General features: G+C 65.5%; 12 protein-coding genes. 5 read left to right on the top strand and 7 right to left on the bottom strand.

What is annotated here, in order from left to right; all coding sequences use genetic code 11:
* Positions 1-65: 65 nt before the first annotated feature.
* Together ACFV15_RS02515 and ACFV15_RS02510 are read left to right on the top strand one after the other, a co-directional pair.
* Positions 66-809 carry a metallophosphoesterase family protein gene (locus ACFV15_RS02515; RefSeq protein ID WP_378348352.1) on the top strand — a complete coding sequence of 248 codons (744 nt, stop codon included), beginning with the start codon at positions 66-68 and terminating at the stop codon, positions 807-809.
* Between the two features lie 114 nt (positions 810-923).
* Complete coding sequence (locus tag ACFV15_RS02510) at positions 924-1,895, top strand: DUF222 domain-containing protein (protein WP_378348351.1); 972 nt, start codon at positions 924-926, stop codon at positions 1,893-1,895.
* Positions 1,896-1,926: 31 nt separating this feature from the next.
* Here the strand turns inward: ACFV15_RS02510 and ACFV15_RS02505 are convergent, their stop codons facing one another.
* The 5 genes from ACFV15_RS02505 to ACFV15_RS02485 all read right to left on the bottom strand — a co-directional run bounded on the left by ACFV15_RS02505 (position 1,927) and on the right by ACFV15_RS02485 (position 8,884).
* Positions 1,927-2,772, bottom strand: a complete 846-nt coding sequence (locus ACFV15_RS02505) for an SGNH/GDSL hydrolase family protein (protein WP_378348350.1) — start codon at positions 2,770-2,772, stop codon at positions 1,927-1,929.
* A 68-nt stretch (positions 2,773-2,840) separates the two neighbouring features.
* Positions 2,841-4,028 carry a phosphotransferase gene (locus ACFV15_RS02500; RefSeq protein WP_378348349.1) on the bottom strand — a complete coding sequence of 396 codons (1,188 nt, stop codon included), beginning with the start codon at positions 4,026-4,028 and terminating at the stop codon, positions 2,841-2,843.
* Positions 4,029-4,107: 79 nt separating this feature from the next.
* The gene (locus ACFV15_RS02495) at positions 4,108-5,049 is read right to left on the bottom strand and encodes a DUF389 domain-containing protein (protein WP_378348348.1); all 942 of its coding nucleotides are present in this window, start codon (positions 5,047-5,049) and stop codon (positions 4,108-4,110) included.
* Positions 5,049-6,821, bottom strand: coding sequence for an aspartate--tRNA ligase (aspS, locus tag ACFV15_RS02490; RefSeq protein WP_378348347.1), 1,773 nt, complete (start codon positions 6,819-6,821; stop codon positions 5,049-5,051). The genes ACFV15_RS02495 and aspS overlap by 1 nt, the downstream gene beginning before the upstream one ends.
* Before the next feature lie 104 nt (positions 6,822-6,925).
* On the bottom strand, positions 6,926-8,884 hold the full coding sequence (locus tag ACFV15_RS02485) for an intein-containing Rv2578c family radical SAM protein (RefSeq protein ID WP_378348346.1): 1,959 nt from the start codon (positions 8,882-8,884) through the stop codon (positions 6,926-6,928).
* Between the two features lie 570 nt (positions 8,885-9,454).
* Here ACFV15_RS02485 and ACFV15_RS02480 point away from each other — a divergent pair.
* Positions 9,455-9,793 (top strand): DUF190 domain-containing protein, encoded by a 339-nt coding sequence (locus ACFV15_RS02480; protein ID WP_378348345.1) that lies wholly within the window; start codon positions 9,455-9,457, stop codon positions 9,791-9,793.
* A gap of 307 nt (positions 9,794-10,100) precedes the next feature.
* Here the strand turns inward: ACFV15_RS02480 and ACFV15_RS02475 are convergent, their stop codons facing one another.
* Complete coding sequence (locus ACFV15_RS02475; RefSeq protein WP_378348344.1) at positions 10,101-10,556, bottom strand: winged helix-turn-helix transcriptional regulator; 456 nt, start codon at positions 10,554-10,556, stop codon at positions 10,101-10,103.
* Positions 10,557-10,662: 106 nt separating this feature from the next.
* Between ACFV15_RS02475 and ACFV15_RS02470 the strand changes: the two genes are divergently transcribed.
* A complete protein-coding gene (locus tag ACFV15_RS02470) occupies positions 10,663-11,538 on the top strand; it encodes a ketopantoate reductase family protein (protein WP_378348343.1) in 876 nt (291 codons plus the stop codon).
* 45 nt (positions 11,539-11,583) lie between these two features.
* Entirely contained in the window at positions 11,584-12,522 is a 939-nt protein-coding gene (locus ACFV15_RS02465; protein WP_378348342.1) for a hypothetical protein, read from the top strand.
* On the opposite strand, the gene ACFV15_RS02460 is transcribed toward ACFV15_RS02465, so the two are convergent.
* A complete protein-coding gene (locus ACFV15_RS02460) occupies positions 12,519-13,301 on the bottom strand; it encodes a class I SAM-dependent methyltransferase (RefSeq protein ID WP_378348341.1) in 783 nt (260 codons plus the stop codon). The two genes, ACFV15_RS02465 and ACFV15_RS02460, sit on opposite strands and share 4 nt — an antisense overlap.

Genomic DNA, 13,301 nt, shown 5'->3' with positions numbered 1-13,301 from the left:
ACCCCGACGTTAGCCGACCGCGAACAGGCCTGGGCGCGCGTGTCGGGTGACACGATGCTGGACCCATGGTGAACCAAGTAGCCGTTCTTGCAGACATCCACGGCGTGCTGCCGGCGCTCGACGCCGTACTCGCCGAGCCGGACCTTCGAGCGGCCGATTTGATAGTGCTGTGCGGCGATGTCGCAGCCGGACCTCTGCCCGGTCCCACGCTCGACCGGCTGGTCGACCTGGGCGACCGAGCTGTATGGGTGCGTGGAAATGCCGACCGCGAGTTGGTCGCGCTGGCCAGAGGTGACGAGATCGTCGTTCCGGACCCCATCTCCGCATGGGCAGCGGGCATGCTCAACACCGCGCAGGTGGCATTGCTCGATAGCCTGCCGACCTCAATGACGATGGACATTGCCAGCCTGAGCGACGTCTTGTTCTGCCACGCGACACCACGAGACGACGAGGAGGTCGTGCTTGTCGACAGCGCACTAGACCGGTGGACCGAGGTTCTTGCAGGCGTAGCGGCGGAAACCATCGTCTGCGGGCATACGCATATGCCATTCACCCGACTGGCCGATCGGAAGCTCATCGTCAACCCCGGCAGTGTGGGCATGCCTTACGGGACTTCGGGAGCTCATTGGGCATTGCTCGGCGAGCACGGAGTGCAACTCAGGCGAACAAGGTTCGACACCGAGGCCGCTTGCGCAGCCATCGTCACGTTGTCCGAGTACCCACACATCGAGGAGTGGGTGGACTTCTTCGTGCGGAATCCGGCGTCAGATGCAACGGCGCTCACGGCGTTTAGACCTCGCGCCGGTTAGCGCTCCTGGACCGCTGCCACTCAGGAAGGGAGCAACTGGGCCAAATCGCCACGATCGGCAGCTAGCGGGGAGGGAAATCACGGTTCTGTCGGTGGCCCGGTTTACCCTCGCAGCATGATCAAAACAAACGGCAAGACCGTCCTGTACATCGTCACCGCCGAGGAAAGGGAGGCGCTGAAGACGCTACTGCCCGAACACCAGGACATCGGCGTATGCGCCGATGTCTCCGCACTGAGCCAGATGTCGGAGTCGTCGTTGTCGAACCTCGTTGACAGTACGAACACGATGATTGCCCGGCATCAAGCGCTGCGCTACCGAGCGATCGCAGAGCTGAATCTACGACGAAGACGTTCAGAGGAGGTACCCGCGTTCCTGGCGGCCGCGCTCAATGTCGGCCATGACCGAGCGCGAAGACTCGTGGCCGAAGCGGATGCGCTTGTCAACCGTCTGCCGAAAACCCTCGGTCTCTTGGAACGCGGTCTCTTGGACGACTCGAAAGCCGCGACAGTCTGCAAGTCCACAGCGGACTTGTCTGACGACGACGCGCGTTCCGTAGACACAGCGCTAGAAGACCGGCTGCCAAACAAGGCAGACGACAACAAGGTACGCAGGGCCGCGAACTACGAGGCCGACAAGGCCGATCCGGGACGGCACGCCCGTCGCGCCGCTCAACGTAGTGATGCCCGGAAAGTCACGGTCACCCAGCACCTGGTGACTCGCTCCACTTCACTGTTCATCCGCAACTGCGAGCCAGCGAAGATCGCCGCCGCTTACGAACGCATCGACCAAGGAGCGCGGCGACTCAAGACCGCGGATGAAACGCGCTCGATGGACGAACTTCGTGCGGATGTCGCTCTGGAGCTCCTGCTGGCCAAGCGGAAGCGGCGTTCGAACTCGCGTCGACATTTCGCAGCTTCCAGGGGTGACGACACTCGACGTGTCAAAAAGCAACGCGGAGCTGACCGGAGGTCAAGCGATCCTGGTCAACCAGCTCAGTGCGACTCTGCCATAGCCGCGCCAACGAGTGCTGTGCCCCAGCCCCGAACAGGCGAGCAACCCGTTCAACACTCCCACGGAGGTGGTTGATCTGGATGACACGTAAGGATGCCCGGTGCGGTCACCCGCGCCGGGTCTCCCGCTCCCGCCAAGAGCGCCACATGATCACCGCGGCGTACGGCACGAAGTCGCGACCTCGGCGCCAAAGCCAAGGGATGCCCTTCAGGACCAACCAGCCCACATGGTCGGCCGTGCTCGGGTCGACACCCCCGGAACACGTGAGACTCACCGGCTCGGGGATTTTGAACCCGGCCTCGGCGATTAGCCCGACGAACCCGTCGGCAAGCAGTCGGTGCCCGAGCTCCGAGGGGTGCAGCCGGTCGACGCTCCATACGCTCAAGTCGTAGGCGCCGGGAAGCCGGTCGAGGTCGAGACACGGTACGCCTTCGCGCGCGACGACACCGTCGATGGCTACGTTGAGCTCATCGATGCGGCTGGTGAGCGCCCGCCGCAACGACGCCGGGAGCCGGAAGACCTTGCCGTGGTCGTGGAAGCGGACGGGCACGACCGTGGTGCCGACTGCGGCCAGCTCTCGGATGATCGAGGTCAGGTCGGCCGCGATCTGCTCGGCATTGAAGTTGGAGCGGAGCGTGTCGTTCATGCCGACGATGAGCAGGGCGACGTCCGGGCGATGGGCCACGGCGGCCGGCAGCTGCTCAGTGAGCACGCACCGCATGCGCGCGCCGGTGAACGACGGGTTGAGATAGCCATCCGGCTCGACGCCCAGTGCGGTGGCCACCAAGGGGCCTACTCCACGCCAGCCGCCACGATTCGGCAGGGGATCGCCCAAGCCCACAGCTGTCGAGTCGCCAAGGACGACGAGACGCCGTGCCTGCCTGAGTTTGGGCGCCGAAGGTTCAGGTGTCTCGGTGACTTCGAAGCTCATCACTGTCACGGTGATGACCATCGAGCACGCAAACTCACCTGCGGTGATGCTTGGGTAACGCGGCGAGGGCGCGTCGGCGAAGTTTTATCTCAGCGGAAGGCCGGATAGAGCGCGAGGTCGAGACCAGGGCCGTAGCGGTCGTCCAAGGCCACCGAAACAGCGTTCGAATGGTCGGCGACGTCGTTCAGCTTCGCCCGGGCCGCGTGCTTGGCGAGTTCGCGCCACCAGGTCACGAGGGCCGCCTGTGTGCTCGTCTGACCTGCGCCACGACCTGGCTTCAGCCGCGGGAGCATCTCCCACGTGACCGTCCAGACGAGGAGCAGCTGGCTATCCATCAGGTAGTCCGCGAGCACATAGTCGTCGGCCAGCGCCGGCCACACTCCTGCGACTTCAGCGCGCCATGCGGCGACCATCGCTTCGCTCATGCCGGCGGGGAGAGCCAGCGCGTTGCGGCTGGAAGCGAACGGCAACCTCAGGTAGGCGGCGTCGACCAGGGCATTGCGTACCCGGCCGCGCTCGAAATCGAGGAACCGCACGCCCGAACTCGTGACGAGGTTGTTGTCCGGCGCCAGGTCGATGGGGCTGAACGCCCGGTACGACGCCGAACGTGCGTTCTCAGCTGAGCTCTCCGCGCGCTGGCGGACCGAGTCTGGGGTCGGAACACCGAGGATTTCTTCGAGCATCGCCGGCACTTGGGCGCACGCGACCACGGGGGTCGTGTCTTCGCCCTTCACCGGGCCGCCCAGTCGACGCAGCAGGGCGTTGAAATCTGCCTCACGACTGGCGGTGGAGGCATGCAGCCTGCCGAGTGAGCGTGCCCAGGAAATCAGCGCCCGCTCAGCGGCCCGCGCCTCGGCGGACCACAACTTGTCACGCAGAGTGGGTGCGCGGCCGAGATCGTCGAGCACCAATACGCGGTACCTGGCGTCATGTGCCAACAGCTCGGGACACATCCGTTCCTCGGGCGCGAGGGCGGTGAACAGCTGGTAGCTGACCGCCTCCTGCGCGAACGGATCCGATTCCCCCGGCGTAGGCGGCAAGGGATAGTGCTTGATCACCAACGTCTTCGGGAGAGAGAACGGCGAAGAAGCAACTCTGGCGCGCACGACGGTAGCCGGGCCGGTTCCGGCCAGGTCTTCTGGATCGACCAAGGTGATCGCGCTGCCGAAGCGGCGGGCGAGTACCGATTCACCGGCCGCGACCGCTGCCTCCACGGCAAACGCTTCGGCTCCAGCCCCGACGGTCGAGTCGTCGGCGGAGGAGGTGTCGACTGTCATTGCCACCGACCCTACTAGTGAGCGAGTAACCATGACCACTTGCATCCCGAAAACTGTGTTCAAGAAGGCGGGCCTGAGTTCACCCGCGTGACAGCGGACGTTCGGTGCCCCTTGTGCGTTGCCCTCTTCTTCGTAACATCAGCACAACGGCTGCGGCGATCACGATGCCGATCAAATTGACCACCAACTGCCCGAACGAGTAGAGGCACCGTTCCCAATCCTGCAGCACCGCGGCGACGACCGCATAGCCAGCGGCCGGAACTGTGGTCACAGATATGAAAACTCCGACCAAAGCGGCAGACTTCGCCGAGGTCATCGAAAGCATCCCCGCCGCGCCGGCGAGCAGCGCGATGATCAACGAGAACTTTCCTACGTCGTAGACGAAGTCCACTTGGTGGTTCGCCAGCAATGTCGCCCGGCTGAACAGGCCGGTGGCTTCACCTAGCAGCGTCGCACCCAGTGTCACCGCCATGGCGAGTGGGAACCCGATGGCCAGTGCCGCGGATGCCTGACGCACCAGATCCCACCGGCGGAGGACCAGCCCGACCGCGATCGCCGCGAGTGGCCCGAACTCCGGGCCTACGACCATCGCACCGACGATCGTCACCGCGGAGTTGGTCACGATGCCGACCGCCGCCAGCAGGCAGGCGATGGTGAGAAACGCCTGGAACGTCACGTTGAGCCGCGATTCCTCGCCGGTGCGCGCGAGGAGTTCCTGCCACACAACGGCGTCGGCGCCGTCACCTGGCGCGGCTTCCTCAGCCCGGTCCGCAGCATCTGACAACGCGGTGTCAATCGCTTCGAGCGTGATGCCGCCCGAGGCGTCAAGCTGCAAAGTGCACAGTGCACCAACGATTTCGTCAGCCGCCTCGCGAGCGACGTCGACTTCGACGAGGTCGCCCTCCGGCATCACGGCGACGCCGCGATGCACGATGAGATGTGCCGTTCCGGGGTGTGCCCGCAGGACTTCGACCGCCTTGGCGGTCTGGTCCGGCGGGCATACTGCCCTGAGGTGAAGCATTACTGCTTGGGCGCCGGTGGCTTCGCGTCGATGCCGGCGTCCTTGCGCTGCTCCGGCGTGATCGGAGCTGGCGCGGCGGTCAGCGGGTCGTAGCCGCCGCCAGTCTTCGGGAACGCGATGACGTCGCGGATCGAGTCCGAACCGGACAGCAGCATGGTGATGCGGTCCCAGCCGAAGGCGATGCCGCCATGCGGGGGCGGGCCGAACTGGAAGGCGTCGAGCAGGAATCCGAACTTCTCCTGCGCCTCCTCCTCGGTCAGCCCCATGATCTCGAAGACCTGCTTCTGCAGTGCGGCCTGATGGATACGGATCGAGCCGCCACCGATCTCGTTACCGTTGCAGACGATGTCGTAGGCATACGCCAGTGCGCTGCCGGGGTCTTCAGCGAGCTTCTCGATCCATTCAGGGGTCGGGGACGTGAACGCGTGGTGCAGGGCGGTCCACTTTCCGCTACCGACAGCCACATCGTCGCCGATCTCCTCGACCGGGGCGAACAGCGGGAAGTCGACGACCCACACGAACGACCAGGCGTTCTCGTCGATCAGGTCCAGACGCTTGCCGATCTCGTCGCGCACGGCACCGAGGAGCGGCTGCGTGCTCGAGGCCTTGCCCGCGCCGAAGAAGATGCAGTCACCGGGCTTCGCGCCCGCGGCCTGCGCGACGTTCTGCCGCTCCTCCTCCGAGAGGTTCTTCGCGACCGGGCCACCGAGCGTGCCGTCCTCGTTGACCAGGATGTAGGCAAGCCCCTTCGCGCCGCGCTGCTTCGCGAACTCCTGCCACGCATCCAGCGTGCGACGAGGTTGGCCGGCGCCACCTGCCATGACCACGGCGCCGACGTACGGCGCCTGGAAGACGCGGAACGGAGTGTCGGCGAAGAACTCGGTCATCTCGGTGAGCTCGAGGTCGAAGCGCAGGTCCGGCTTGTCGGAACCGTATTTCGCCATCGCTTCGGCGTAGCTGATCCGCCGGAACGGGCGGGGGATCTCGACGTCGATCAGCTTCCACAGCTCGGTGACGATGTCCTCGCCCAGCGCGATGATGTCGTCCTGCTCGACAAAGCTCATCTCGATGTCGAGCTGGGTGAACTCGGGCTGCCGGTCGGCGCGGAAGTCTTCATCGCGGTAGCAGCGTGCGATCTGGTAGTACCGCTCCAGGCCGCCGACCATCAAAAGCTGCTTGAACAGCTGGGGAGACTGCGGCAGCGCGTACCAAGAGCCGGGCTTGAGGCGTGCCGGGACCAGGAAGTCGCGGGCACCTTCGGGGGTGGACCGGGTCATCGTCGGGGTCTCGACCTCGACGAAGTCCTGGGCGTGCAGCACCTCGCGTGCGACACGGTTGACCTCGCTGCGCAGGCGCATCGCCTTGGCCGGGCCACTGCGGCGGAGGTCGAGATACCGGTGCTTGAGCCGGACCTCTTCGCCGACGTCGACGCGCTCGTCGATCGGGAACGGCAGCACGGCGGCTTCCGACAGCACCTCGAGCTCGGTGACCAGCACCTCGATCGCACCGGTCGGGATCTCGGTGTTCTCGTTGCCGCCCGGGCGCTGGGCGATCTCGCCCACGATCCGGACGCAGTACTCCGAACGCAACTGGTGGGCGCGCTCGGCCATCTCGCCCTCACGGAACACGACCTGCGCGACACCGGAGGCGTCCCTCAGATCGATGAAGATGACACCGCCGTGATCGCGCCGCCGGGCCACCCATCCGGTGAGGGTGACGGTCTGACCGGCATGCTCGGCACGCAGGGTGCCGGCTTTGTGGGTGCGAAGCACTGCGGGTGCTCTCCTTCTCCAGTGGTCGAGTGGGCGCGTCAGCTGCGATTTCGCCGACGAACAAGGCTAACGAATCACCCACGGGGTACCGCCACCAGGTTTCTCTACAGCAAGGTCAGCTGCTCGCCCGCAGCGAACACGGCTCCCGTTCCCGGGTCTCGCGGTGCCGGGATCGCCCCCTCAGGCCAGCTCACACTCTCATCACCGGGCACACCCCGTGACCGCCGCCGCGACGACGGCTCCAGATCGTGATGCCTGATCAACGGCTCGATCCGCTCGGACAGCCATTCCCGATACGCTTTGTTGACGTAGCTCCCCCGCGCATAGAGCGACCGATATCGCGGCACGAGTTCGGAATGCTCGGTCGCCAGCCACCGCGCGAACCACTCACGGGCTCCAGGACGCAGGTGCAGCGGCAGCACGGTCACTCCCGAGGCTCCGGCGTCGGCTACTGCGGCGAGCAGGACGTCGAGCGCCTCGACCGAATCGGTCAGTCCCGGCAAGATCGGTGCCAGGAACACGCCGCAGGGCAACCCGGCGGCCCTGGCCTTACGCACAAGATCGAGCCTGGCCTGCGGACTCGGCGTGCCGGGTTCGAGCCGGCGTTGGAGCCGCTGGTCCAGCAGCGCGATCGAGACGCCAAGCCCCACGGGAACGTCTCGCGCGACCGACCCGAGCAAGGGCAGATCGCGGGCGAGCACTGTGCCTTTCGTCAGGATTGAAAACGGCGTGCCTGTTTCGGCGAGTGCGGTGATGATCCGCGGCATCAGTTCATAGCGGCCCTCAGCCCGCTGGTAAGGGTCAGTGTTCGTGCCCATGGCGACGTGTTCGCCCGCCCAGCCAGGCCTGCGGAGCTGAGCCGAAAGCACCTCGGGTGCGTTGACCTTGACCACGACCTGCGTGTCGAAGTCCTTGCCCGCGTCGAAATCGAGGTACGTATGCGTGTTCCTGGCGAAACAGTTGTGCGTGACCATCCCGTTGGCGATGAAATCACCAGTGCCGGTGGTGATGTCGAACAGCGGCATGTCGAGTCCGAGTGGCTCAATCGACTGGACTCGCAGGAATTCGCCGCCCATCGTCAGCGGTTCCAGGGCTCGTTTGCGAGCGACCGCCGGGTCGACCGTGTGCAGAAATCGCAGCTGCTCGGCCAGGCCGCCCGACAGGCGGACGACGAGCATGCTTCGGTCGCGGTCGTGTTTCTTCACCGTGTAGGTGAAACCGAAGCGCGCCAAGGCGTCGCAGACCGTGTCCACGACCTGCGGTACCTCGTGGACGATACGCAGAACGTCCAGCTCCCACCCACCGGCGGCATCGTAAACACCGGCGAGGAACCCCTGCTGCCAAGCGAGTTCCGGGCTCGGCAACAGTTTCGCGAAATCCGTTCCAATGGTGAACGCGGGCAAATAGCTCAACGCACGATCCGACGCGTCACGTTCGCGACCGTACTTGTCCGGGCGGAGCATTCCGCACAGATATCCAGCGCGGTAGTCCACTGTGTCCTGTGGACCCGCGGCGAACGAACCAGTGCCGACAAGTTCGAGCCCTGGCACGAGATGTGGTCGTTCCGCGGTACCCCAGCCGCTCGTGCCGATGACGTGCTTCCATCCACTCGCGCTGAGGAATCGGTGGTCACCGCTGGCGACGAGTTCAGTGCCGTCCTCCAGGGCCACGCGGTACGCGGGTTTGACGGTGGACCAATGCGCCAGCACTTGAGTTCGCCGGAATCGCCGGTCCGTGCCCGCGCCTTCGGTGCCGTAGACCTCATCGCCGACCCTGAGTTCGGCGAGCGCGCGGGTGCGCCCGTCCGCCATCAGAATCCGGGTGTCGCCTGCCAAGCAGTACGTGCAGGCGTGCGAGCAACCACGATAAGGATTGACTGTCCACTTGAACGGCATCGGCGAGCCGCCTGGCACCTTGTTCAGCACGGATCTGGCGTGCACCTCGTGAAACGTGACCCCGTCGAACTCCGGTGAACGCACGGAACGCACCAGGCCGTCCAGCTCCAGCAGCGCCTGCTCCCCCGCTTTCTGGTGTTCCCATCGCACACCGCCAGTCGAACACATGTTCTATATGGTGTCAATGTTCGCAGCTCAGCCGCTACCAACAGTGTGTCTCGGCCCGATCACCGCGCCAAGACGAGCACTAGCCGCCTTCACTGACGGCAGGACGGCAACGACCTCGCAGGGCGGCGAGCATGACCTGACGCATAGGCGGCGCCAACGTCCGCGCAAGACGACCGGGCACTACAGCCCACGCGCGAAGGTTCAGGTGAACTCACTGCCCACATTCGACGCGTGCGGCAGGTGGGCGACACGCCTCACCATTGGACGCCGCTAACTGGCGACGGAACCTTTGGGAGCCCTCACGCGTTCCCTAGTCGACGTACCAGCACGTAGCCAGTTCGTGCACAAGGCGTCGACCAACAACGTAGCCGGGTGCGTGGCATTCGAAGGCACTCCGTCACCCGCGGCGCGTGCCGGGGCGTCCCATCAAGCGCCGTGCCCGCGGCCTTTGCGATAGGCGCTTGACCGACCTTATGGGGACATTCGGTGCTTGCAGTCGCGCACACGTCCTTGTCCGTGGGACTGTCGACGCTCGCGGCGTTCGCCGGGCCGCGGTCGGGAGGACGGACCATGGCATTGTCTGGACGCGCGCTACGCCTGACGGTGTACGTCGGCGAGGATGACCTCTGGCACCACAAGCCACTGCATCACGAGATCGTGCGCAGGGCGCGAGACGCCGGGCTGGCAGGCGCGTCAGTGTTCAAGGGTGTCGAAGGCTACGGCGCGAACTCGCTGATCCACACGAGCAACATCCTGTCACTGTCGGACGACCTGCCTGTCGCCGTTGTGATCGTCGACGCCGAAGGGCCGATCAGGGCTTTTCTGCCGCAACTGGACGAACTTCTCGGCGACGGGTTGGCTACCGTGGACGAGGTCGAAGTCGTTCACTACCGCGGCCGAGCGAAATAGCCCACGGGACGACAAGCAGCCACACCCCGTTCGGATTGCCCTCAGGGCCAGCCGCTGGACCGTACCGAGTTGCCCGACCAACCCCAGAGATGCAGGCAGAGAGCACGCGCTGGCCTGCAACGCAGGCCAGCCGCTTGTAAGTGGCGCTTCGAATGCCGAACGACGAAATTCCAGACAACTGGTCAAGAAATGGTCCGTCCCACAACAAATCCGGCTTCTACGTCGGATTGGACGTTTTCACGACGACGGGCGCGTGGACTCGAGCATCGCAGCGAGCCGGACGGGTCTGAGAGTCGGCTTGGTGCGACTAGACGTGGGGCATCTTGGCGAGTTTGATCGGCGGCGCGGCCGGAGTCGCCACGTAGCGGAACTGATCCGGAGTGACGGCGGTCCCGGTACGCTGGTCGACCAGTATCGGGTCCGCTTGCAAGCCCGTTACCGTGTCTTGCAGGTGGACAGCGCCGTCCATACCGGTGATGTGGCGCCGCCCCCAGGCGGCGATCGACTCAATGACGGCCTGAAGGTCCTTGCCGCGGTCGGTGAGCAGATACTCGTCCCGCGGCGGGCGATCTTGGTAGCGGTGGCGGACCAGCAGGCCCGCTTCGCAAAGAGCGTTCAACCGGCGGGTGAGTGAGTTCGGCGAGATGCCGAGGCTTTGCTGAAATTCGTCGAATCGGGTCAGGCCGTGCAGTGCGTCGCGAATGATCAGCAGGCTCCACCACTCGCCGACCTCGTCCAGGGTCAGCGCGATCGGGCAGTTCATGCCCTCGAAACTCTTGTGCCGCACGCCTGGCTCACCTCCTTGACTTCCATCATGGAAGTTACCGTACTAGAGTTACTTCCATAGTGGAACCAACCTGGGAGGGCTCGTGGCGGCAATCGGAATACTGGGACCTGGCGGAGTCGGTGGCTTGCTGGCGGCACGATTCGGGGCAGCCGGACATGCGGTGACCGTGATCTCCACCGAACGCACGGCCGCTGAGCTGACCGCGCGCGGGTTGACGTTCCGGGGACCGGACACAGCATCGATCACGAGTTTCCCGGCCGCCCGGCCCTGGTTGACCACGCCTCTGGATGTGCTGTTCGTCGCGGTCAAGGCCACTGAGCTGCTGCCTGCCCTTCAGCGGGTGCCCGCCTCGGTGCTGGGTGCCGCGACCGTGGTCCCGCTGCTGAACGGTGTCGACCACTTGGCCCTGCTGCGCGCGGTCTACCCGGCGGCGCAGGTGATCGGCGCCAGTATCGCGGTCGAGGCGACCCGGCACCGGCCTGGTGTCATCGAGCAGCTTTCGCCCTTCGCCGACCTGGTGTTCGCGGACGGGACTTCAGCGGGTGCCGAGGTCGCCGAGCTGGCGCGGGCGGCGAGGCTCTCCGTCTCAACCCATCCTGACGATGCCACCGTGTTGTGGCGCAAGCTGGCGTTCCTCGCCCCGCTCGCGTTGCTGACGACCGCAGCCGACGCCCCGATCGGCCCGGCGCGGAGCGGTCACGAATCCTGGTTGCGGCCGCTGGTGGACGAAGCCGCCTCAGCTGCCGGTGTCCATTCGGTCCAGGTGGACGCGGACGCGGTGACCGCGAGACTGGCGTCGTTGCCGAGCGGCATGCAGTCGTCGATGCTCAAGGACTTCCAGGCGGGCCGGACTCTGGAACTCGACGCGATCGCCGGACCGATCATTCGGACGCTCGGTACGGCCAAGGCAGCCACGACGACCGAGGTGGTGCAGGTGATCCTCTCCGCCGGACGCTGAGAAAGTCATTCGCGACTGGCAAGGATCAAGGGAACAATTGGCTGGGTGACTGGGAACACGGGGGCCCTGGGCCGCGTTGTAACAGAGGTCGGACAAGAAACGGTCGACCTCCTTACCGGCCTGTCCGGAGCGGATCTGACCACTCTGCTGCTTGAGGTCATGCGAATCCGCGCCGGAAAACGCTCAGCGCCTGGCGTGCTGCGCCAATATCGGGAGGACCGCTTCACCGCGCCGGCCGCTGTTCCGGCGAACACGTTGCGCACGACCGAGGACACCGTTGTCTCTGCGCTGCCAACCGAGTTCGAGTTGCTCACGTTGGCGCCGGTCGCTCCATTCGGCACCCATTCGTCGTTGGCGACCGTTGATCAGAACAAGGTGGTTTCGACTGCCAGGGGAAGCGAGGTGGCCGCTGATCCGACAAACGCGCTGGCGCTGGAAGCGGCGATGAGACGGCAGTTCTTGACGCAAACCGAGCCGAAATCGGACGATGTCGTGCGGTTGGCCGCGTCACAACGTGTTGTTCGCGCACAGAAGCCGACCGGACGGGCCACTTTCGCGCACTTCGCGTTGCTCGGCGCGGTGTCCGCCGGGCGCGACACCGGGAACCTGGCCTTTGAACGACGACACGTCGTCGAACACATCGGTTTTGCCGCGAAAGCGACGCAAGCAGCGGTCGGCGGTCGCGTGGAAATCGACCTCACCGTGCTCGCGCCCCAGTTCGATTCCGTGGCACTCGTGGTACATGACGCCTTCGCGGACCAGCGTGATGTCGAGATAGTCGACGATCCGCATCGCAGCACCGGCCGGGGCTACTACCTCGGGCTCTGCTTCAAGGTCTGCGTCGTGCTCGGGGACGATCGGATCGAAGTCGGCGACGGCGGTTTTGTCGACTGGACGCGCGAACTGCTGAACAACCGGAAGGAGCGACTGCTGATCAGCGGCCTCGGTATCGAACGTCTTGCGACATTGGCGCCCGCTTTCTAAGGATTTGAGACACCCCGCACCGACCAAGCTGTGGCCGTCAGTGGGATGGATCCGTCCATTTCGGCGGGCAGGCGGCTGCGAAGCAGGTCGCGAAGCGCGGCGCGATGCTCGTCGGACAAGGACATGACGTAGCCGGGTGCGGGACCTTGGCCGCCGAGGAACGGCCGCCAATAGTCGTCGAAATCGACAAAGACGGTCGATATCTCGATGGGGTGGACCGTCACGCCGGCCAGGCCCGCGGCTGTCCAAAGCCGGGTGAGTGGTTCCGGACGGCACCACGGGAAGCGATGCTTTTCGTCCAGTTCGTCAACGGCTGGGTCAAGAGCGACGGCCGCGTCCCAGAAGTGGCTGAGCATTCCCATACCGCCTGAGTAGTCCCAGACGTACGCCGCGACAACCGGCGCGACGCGCGCGAATTCAGCGACGGCCCGACTCGGGTCGAGGACGAAATTCAGCGCGAGCCCGCTCACCACGACGTCGAAAGCGTGGTCGGGAAAATGCAACGAACTCGCGTCGCCGACGACGAACGCCGATCGGGTGTCCGCGATCCGGCCACGGGCGATGGACAGAAAACCCACGGACGGGTCCAGGCCGACCACTCGCGCAGGCTCGGCGGCCGAAAGCACTGTCGCGGACAAGGCGCCGGTGCCGCAGCCGACGTCCAGCCATCGCGAGCGCGCCGGCATGCCGAGTCCGCGGACGAACCGCTCCGCGACCGGCTTGCTCCACCGGCCCATGTACGCCTCATACGCCTCACCAGCTGCCCAGATTTCGCGCAT

The organism is Amycolatopsis sp. NPDC059657, assembly GCF_042734395.1.
GTDB lineage: Bacteria > Actinomycetota > Actinomycetes > Mycobacteriales > Pseudonocardiaceae > Amycolatopsis.
The sequence above is the reverse complement of the archived record's forward strand: the minus strand, read 5'-3'. Positions and strand labels throughout refer to the sequence as shown.

Bases quoted from the DNA above. Each gene is read 5' to 3' on its own strand.
- ACFV15_RS02515 (WP_378348352.1), top strand. From the start codon at position 66: ATGGTGAACCAAGTAGCCGTTCTTGCAGACATCCACGGCGTGCTGCCG.
- ACFV15_RS02510 (WP_378348351.1), top strand. From the start codon at position 924: ATGATCAAAACAAACGGCAAGACCGTCCTGTACATCGTCACCGCCGAG.
- ACFV15_RS02505 (WP_378348350.1), bottom strand. From the start codon at position 2,772: ATGGTCATCACCGTGACAGTGATGAGCTTCGAAGTCACCGAGACACCT.
- ACFV15_RS02500 (WP_378348349.1), bottom strand. From the start codon at position 4,028: ATGACAGTCGACACCTCCTCCGCCGACGACTCGACCGTCGGGGCTGGA.
- ACFV15_RS02495 (WP_378348348.1), bottom strand. From the start codon at position 5,049: ATGCTTCACCTCAGGGCAGTATGCCCGCCGGACCAGACCGCCAAGGCG.
- ACFV15_RS02485 (WP_378348346.1), bottom strand. From the start codon at position 8,884: ATGTGTTCGACTGGCGGTGTGCGATGGGAACACCAGAAAGCGGGGGAG.
- ACFV15_RS02480 (WP_378348345.1), top strand. From the start codon at position 9,455: ATGGCATTGTCTGGACGCGCGCTACGCCTGACGGTGTACGTCGGCGAG.
- ACFV15_RS02475 (WP_378348344.1), bottom strand. From the start codon at position 10,556: ATGAACTGCCCGATCGCGCTGACCCTGGACGAGGTCGGCGAGTGGTGG.
- ACFV15_RS02460 (WP_378348341.1), bottom strand. From the start codon at position 13,301: ATGCGCGAAATCTGGGCAGCTGGTGAGGCGTATGAGGCGTACATGGGC.